Genomic DNA, 6,710 nt, shown 5'->3' on the forward strand with positions numbered 1-6,710 from the left:
TCAAATTTTACCGGAGGAATTGCGGCACGGCGAACACATCACGGCGCGGCCTCAATCCCGATCTATTCTGCGACACGATTCACCGTGTCTGTACGACCGGCGTAAGGTCTCGGTAGCTATTTTCCGAGCGCGACGAGATCAGAGCCACTTCTTCCACTTGAAGAGCCAGTACGGAAGAATCGCGGCGACAAGCATCATCACCAGCGCCATCGGATAGCCGTGCGCCCATTCGAGTTCCGGCATCATCTTGAAGTTCATGCCGTAGATCGAGGCGATCAGCGTCGGCGGCATCAGCACGACGGCCATGACCGAGAACAGCTTGATGATGTTGTTCTGCTCGAGATTGACGACGCCGAGCATGGCATCGAGCACGAAGGTGATCTTGCTGGAGAGATAGGAGGCGTGGTCGGTCAGCGAGGAAACGTCACGCTGCATGGTCTTGAGCTGCTCGCGCATGTCCTTCGACCATTTCACGCCCTCCACCACCGCCGAAAGGAAGGTGACGACGCGGCCGATCGACACCAGGCTCTCGCGAACCTTCGAGGTCAGATCGCCTTTGCGGCCGATCGAGATCAGGATCTGGGAATACTGCTTGGCGTGACCGTGGCGCTCGCTCTCGGGCTCGAAGATGTCGTGGCTGACCTGGTCGATCTCGGCGCCGCAGCGCTCCAGGATGTCGGCGCAGCGGTCGATCACGGCGTCCAGCAGTTCCATCAGCACCATCTCGCCGGTAATGGAGGGCGTGCAGGAGCGGGCGAGCTTGGCCTCGACCAGGGCGAACGGCTTCGGCAGGTCGTAGCGCACCGTCACCAGGCGGTGGTCGCCGAGGATGAAGGTCACCGCCGTAGTCCGGGGCATGTCGGTATCGGAGTGGCACATCAGCGTCGCGGTCATGTAGCGGGCGCCGTTCTCGATATAGAGACGGCTGGAGATCTCGATCTCCTGCATGTCTTCCCGGGTCGGGATGGCGATGCCGGCGAGCCGCTCCACCGCCTTGTCCTCGGCCGCGCTCGGGTTGACGAGATCGATCCAGACCGCGCTTTCTGGCAACGCGGTAAGATCTTCGATGACAACCTTCTTCAGGACGGACTCTGAGGGAACAAACACCGAAAACATGCACGACTCCAGAGAACCTGCGACAGAATGACAGCCCTTAGCGCGATTCTGACAAGTTCACGATGACAACCACATTAACGGAGCGTTGGCATTTGTGGCGGTGCCATGGCTCAACTGTGGCACGGAATCGACAGTCCGGCCCCCTTTGGCCCAAAAATCTTCACGGGGCCGCAAAACTTGCGGCAGAAAAGCCACAGCTTGGGTCTCGCAGCGCGGGATAAGGCCTTCAGTGCTGGAATTGTGGCAGATTTCAACGATAATGGGATTAACGGAGTCGAGGAACTTGGGCGGTAAGCTCAGGCCTTCCGCACGGTATTGTTTTGATTGGAACCAAATCATGTCGTCGCTGAAAGTTAAGTTGGGAATTCTGGCCGCCGGCCTGATGCTGTCGGGCTGCATGCAGGCCACGCATTTCGAGGCGACCGACACCAAAGCCTTCAAGCCGAAGGACAAGGAACTGCTCGCCAAGGTTCGGTACGAGAACACCCCGGTTGCGGAGCCGTTCCGTCGCGCCATCGTCCAATACCACCGCAAGGAATCGCCCGGCTCGATCGTGGTCGATTCCGACAATCACTACCTCTATTACGTGCTGGATGGCGGCAAGGCGATCCGTTACGGCATCACCGTTGGCGAAGAGGCCATGGCCTGGTCGGGCATCGCCAAGGTGGGCAGCAAGACCGAGTGGCCGGCCTGGCACCCCACCCCCGGCGAAATTTCGCGCCTGGGCGTGCCGACCTATGTCGCACCCGGCCCGGACAATCCGATGGGCTCTCGCGCGATTTACCTCTATTCCGGCGGGAAAGACACGTTGTTCCGCATCCACGGCACCAACCAGCCGGAATATATCGGCGCCTCGATCTCGTCGGGCTGCATCCGCCTGACCAACGAGGACGCGATCGATCTCTATGACCGCGTCAAGCTCGGCACCCTCGTCGTGGTGCTCGAGCCGAAGCACGGCGATTCGCCCTACAATTCGCGGCTGGCGCTCGGCGGCAGCCAGACCGGCCAGGCGGGCAGCTACTGATCGCCTGCTGATCTCTGAGATCCAAAAGCGCCGGTTTCACCGGCGCTTTTTTGTTGCCGGCTTGCGCGGCTGGGACTTGCTGCCTTCGGCCGCCGGCTTTTTCGCAGGCGCCGCGGACTTCTGGACCGCCTCGTCGTCAGCTCCTTCCTTTTCTTCAGGCTTGGCCTCGGGCTTGACCTCGGGCTTGGCCGCGACCTCGCGCGGTGGCGCCTCCTCGGGGCGTTCCGCCGGCAGCAGCGGGGCGACCTGCGGCAGGGGATCCCAGACGTTCCACTGGCAGATCCGGTAGTCGTTGCGCCGCTGCGCCAAATCCAGATGGATATGGTCCTCATGGTACCAGTCCGAGCCCGGGCCGAGCACGGTGGAAAACCGCGCGCAGACCGAGTGCAGCACGCGCTCGCGCACCTCGCGCGACATGGTGCGGTCGGTGAGGCCGATCGACTGCCCATTGGCCAGCTTGATGCCGCGGACGTCGAGGGCGTTGGCCTTGCCGTGCTCAGACAGCAGCGCGCCGACGACGCGGTTGCGTCCGCGGCACTCGAACGAATCGAAATTGTCGAGTTCGCCAATGGTCGAGCCGAGGCTGGTGGCCAGCGGCGCCATGTCCTTGCGCAGCCAATCGGCGATCGCCGACGCCATGGTGCAGCGAAGGATCGCCGCCGGCTTGACCGTCACCTTGCGCTTGTCCGGCAGGACGACGGCTTCCAGCCGCACCAGATCCTCGCCGCCACAGGCGCCGGGGCCGCGGATATCCGGAATCGAGGGTGCGATCGCGATCTCCTCGGTCAGCGCGAGACGGCAGGCCGAGACCGGCTTCTGGGCCGGTACCGCAGCCTCGGCGGGCTTGTCGGCGCCGGGCTTGTCCGCCGAAGGCTTGCCGTCCGCCTCCGGCGGGGCCTCGTCCGATGCCTTGGGCGCCTCCTCGGGGCGCGGTCGCGGCAGCGGGATCCTGGCGGAATGAACCGCGGGGCGCGGCCGTGGTGCGGCGATACCGAAGATATCCAGCGGGGACGTATATTTTCGCGCCTCTGCCCTCTCGGCGAGCACGAGCGACAGCCCGAGCACAGCGGTAACCATTGCCGCGCCAGCGGACATATAGCCGCGACAAGACCATTTGCGGCGAAAGTCCGGCAGGCTAAAACTCATGACAATTCTTTGGCCCAACGCTGAGAGCGACAACGCGCCCAGCGACTTCTCGGAGGAACGTCGGAATGCTTGGTTTGATGCAAGATTGGCCCCTGCTCTGCCACCGGATCATCGAACACGCCGCCAAAATTCATGGCAAGCAGGAGGTGGTTACTCGCTCGGTCGAGGGACCGATCCATCGCACCAATTACGCCGAGATCCACAAGCGCGCGCTCAAGGTCTCGCAGATGCTGGAGCGCGACGGCATCAAGCTCGGCGACCGTGTCGCAACGATCGCCTGGAACACCTGGCGCCATCTCGAGGTGTGGTACGGCATCATGGGGATCGGCGCCATCTGCCATACCGTCAATCCCCGCCTTTTCCCCGAGCAGATCGCCTGGATCATCAACCATGCGCAGGACCGCATCGTGATGACCGATATCACCTTCGTTCCGGTCCTGGAGAAGATCGCCGACAAGCTGACGAGCGTGGAACGCTACGTCGTGCTCACCGACAAGGCGCACATGCCGCAGACGACGCTGAAGAATGTGGTCGCCTACGAGGACTGGATTGCGGAGGCCGACGGCAAATTCAAATGGAAGGACTTTGACGAGAACACGGCAGCGGCGATGTGTTACACGTCGGGCACGACCGGTGACCCGAAGGGTGTGCTGTATTCGCATCGCTCCAACGTGCTGCATGCGCTGATGGCCAACAATGTCGACGCGCTCGGCACCAGTGCGTCCGAGACGATGCTGCCGGTGGTTCCGCTGTTCCATGCCAATAGCTGGGGCATCGCCTTCTCCGCGCCCTCGCAGGGCACCAAGCTGGTCATGCCCGGCGCCAAGCTCGACGGCGCCTCGGTCTACGAGCTGCTCTCGACCGAGAAGGTGACGCACACCGCCGGCGTGCCCACCGTGTGGCTGATGCTGCTCCAGCACATGACCGCCAATAATCTCAAGCTGCCGGACCTGAAGATGGTGATCTGCGGCGGCTCGGCGATGCCGCGCTCGATGATCAAGGCCTTCCTCGACATGGGCTCGAACGTGCGTCACGCCTGGGGCATGACCGAGATGAGCCCGATCGGCAGCGTCGCGGCGCTGAAGCCACCGTTCCAGAACGCCACGGGGGATGCGCGGCTCGACGTGCTGCAGATGCAGGGCTATGCGCCCTTCGCGGTCGAGATGAAGATCACCGACGATGCCGGCAAGGAGCTGCCCTGGGACGGCAAGACCTTCGGCCGCCTCAAGGTCTCCGGCCCTGCCGTCGCCAAGGCCTATTACCGTGTCGAGAGCAGCATCCTCGACGAGGACGGCTTCTTCGATACCGGCGACGTCTCGACCATCGACGAGGACGGCTACATGCGGATCACCGACCGCTCCAAGGACGTGATCAAGTCCGGCGGCGAGTGGATCTCCTCGATCGACCTCGAAAACCTCGCGGTCGGTCATCCGGCCGTGGCGGAAGCCGCCGTGATCGGCGTGTTCCACCCCAAATGGGACGAGCGGCCGCTCCTGATCGTGCAGCTCAAGCAGGGTCAGCAGGCCACCCGCGAGGAGATCCTCAAATACATGGACGGCAAGATCGCCAAATGGTGGATGCCCGACGACGTCGCCTTCGTCGAAGGTATTCCGCACACCGCCACTGGCAAGATCCTGAAGACGGCGCTGCGCGACCAGTTCAAGGATTATCGCTTCCCGAACGCGGCGGCGTAAGCGCGCTCGGGGCCACCCTCCCCCGGAGGGTCCGGGACGAGCGGAGCTCGCCCGTGGGTCGGCTCACATGAAGCGAAGCGCAATGTGAGACGGGGTGGGGTGATCTCTCCACACGGTCACCGCCTCAAATGGAGACACTGTCACCCCACCCCGCTCGCGCTCCGCGCGATCGACCCTCCCCCTCCAGGGGAGGGTAAGTCCCTTGAATTTGCCCCCGCGCCGTGGTCTCAACGGCCCATCGTCGCGCCAGATCGGCCGGCATCGCCAACCCCGGCAGAGCTCACTCGATGGCCCGCAGGTTTTCCGCTCCCTATCAGTCGGAGCCCGTGTCCAGCCTCGCGAGCTGGGCGCGCAATCTGGCCGTGTTCGCGGTGGTGGCGGTGGTGGTCTCGATCATCATCGTCCGCTTCGATTTCCTGGAGCCGAAGCCGGCGCTCGCGACCTTCTTCGGCGGGCTCGCGATATCGGGCCTGTCGATCCTGTTCGGGCTCGCCGGCTTTGCCGCGATCTGGCAGAACGGCTCGCGCGGCATGGCGCGCATCCTGCTCGCTTTGCTCATCGACGGGGCGATCCTCGCCTATCCCGCCTATCTGGCCTTGCAATATCGCAAGCTGCCGGCGATCTACGACATCACCACCGACCCGATCGATCCGCCGCGTTTCGACGCGCTGGCGCGCCTGCGCACCGGCGAGGGCACCAACACCGCGGTCTATGCCGGGCTCTATTCCGCGGAGCAGCAGCGCCATTTCTACCCTGATATCGAGCCCGTCGAGCTCGAGATTTCCGTCGATCGCGCCTATGCGATCGCGCTGCAACTCGTCAACAAGCGCAAATGGATCGTCATCGACGAGCGCGCACCGCAGCCGCCGCGCCGCATCGGCCGTATCGAGGCGGTGGCGCGCACGCCGATCATGGGTTTTCGCGAGGACATTTCGATAAGGTTCGTGCCGGACGGCGATGATTCCCGCGTCGACATCCGCTCTGCCTCGCGCAATTTCGACAGTGATCTCGGCAGCAATGCCGCGCGCGTCAAGAAATTCATCGACGATCTCAACACCGCCGCCGATGCCGACGCGCTCAAGCCGGTGAAGAAGACGCCGGTGGCGCCACCGAAGGCGCCGGCAAAGACGGTGAAGAAATAGCCCCGCAGTCATTCCGGGGCGATGCGAAGCATCGAGCCCGGAATCCATCGGGCCGCAGCGTTGGTGGATGAATGGATTCCGGGTTCGCGCTGACGCGCGCCCCGGAATGACGAGCTAGGCCATCCGATACGTCCCGCCAATCACGGGATCGCCCTCGGTCGCGACCACGCCGCGGGCGACCAGATCTTCCAGGTGCGCCAGCACGGAATAGCCGGCGGCCGTCGTCAGCCTCGGATCGATCCCGATATAGATCGCGCGGACCATGGTCGGGATGTCGGTCTCGCCCTTGGCGAGGCGGTGCAGGATCGAGGCCTCGCGCGCCTTGCGATGACGGATCAGGAAGCGGACGAAGCGCTGGCCGTCGGGGATCTCGGGGCCATGGCCGGAGAAGTAGAGATCCTCCTCGCGTGCGGCGAGCCGGTCGAGCGAGTCCATGTAGTCGATCATCGAGCCGTCGGGCGGCGCCACGATCGAGGTCGACCAGCCCATCACGTGATCGCCGACGAAGTTGAACTTTCGCTCCGGCCAGGCGAATGCCAGATGATTGGCGGTGTGCCCCGGCGTCGCCACGGCCTCGAGCCGCCAACC

The 6,710-nt window shown here is 63.9% G+C and carries 6 protein-coding genes; 3 read left to right on the forward strand and 3 right to left on the reverse strand.

Annotated features, from left to right (window positions below; translation table 11 throughout):
• Nucleotides 1–138: 138 nt before the first annotated feature.
• Nucleotides 139–1,116, reverse strand: coding sequence for a magnesium transporter CorA family protein (locus IC66_RS0133465; protein WP_028144018.1), 978 nt, complete (start codon nucleotides 1,114–1,116; stop codon nucleotides 139–141).
• A 337-nt stretch (nucleotides 1,117–1,453) separates the two neighbouring features.
• Between IC66_RS0133465 and IC66_RS0133475 the strand changes: the two genes are divergently transcribed.
• Complete coding sequence (locus IC66_RS0133475; RefSeq protein WP_018321707.1) at nucleotides 1,454–2,140, forward strand: L,D-transpeptidase; 687 nt, start codon at nucleotides 1,454–1,456, stop codon at nucleotides 2,138–2,140.
• 36 nt (nucleotides 2,141–2,176) lie between these two features.
• Here IC66_RS0133475 and IC66_RS0133480 read toward each other — a convergent pair whose 3' ends face one another.
• Nucleotides 2,177–3,286 carry an extensin family protein gene (locus IC66_RS0133480; RefSeq protein ID WP_038950566.1) on the reverse strand — a complete coding sequence of 370 codons (1,110 nt, stop codon included), beginning with the start codon at nucleotides 3,284–3,286 and terminating at the stop codon, nucleotides 2,177–2,179.
• Nucleotides 3,287–3,351: 65 nt separating this feature from the next.
• On the opposite strand from IC66_RS0133480, the gene IC66_RS0133485 reads away from it, so the two are divergent.
• Both IC66_RS0133485 and IC66_RS0133490 read left to right on the forward strand, forming a co-directional pair.
• Nucleotides 3,352–4,980, forward strand: a complete 1,629-nt coding sequence (locus tag IC66_RS0133485; protein ID WP_038950567.1) for a fatty-acid--CoA ligase — start codon at nucleotides 3,352–3,354, stop codon at nucleotides 4,978–4,980.
• 287 nt (nucleotides 4,981–5,267) lie between these two features.
• Nucleotides 5,268–6,122: a DUF1499 domain-containing protein gene (locus IC66_RS0133490; RefSeq protein ID WP_028144022.1), complete on the forward strand. Its 855-nt coding sequence runs from the start codon at nucleotides 5,268–5,270 to the stop codon at nucleotides 6,120–6,122.
• A gap of 114 nt (nucleotides 6,123–6,236) precedes the next feature.
• On the opposite strand, the gene IC66_RS0133495 is transcribed toward IC66_RS0133490, so the two are convergent.
• The coding region (locus IC66_RS0133495; protein WP_038950568.1) for an MBL fold metallo-hydrolase at nucleotides 6,237–6,710 on the reverse strand (474 nt) is incomplete at its 5' end.

It is taken from the genome of Bradyrhizobium genomosp. III, assembly GCF_000261705.1.
In the GTDB taxonomy this organism is placed as follows: Bacteria; Pseudomonadota; Alphaproteobacteria; order Rhizobiales; family Xanthobacteraceae; genus Bradyrhizobium; species Bradyrhizobium ottawaense.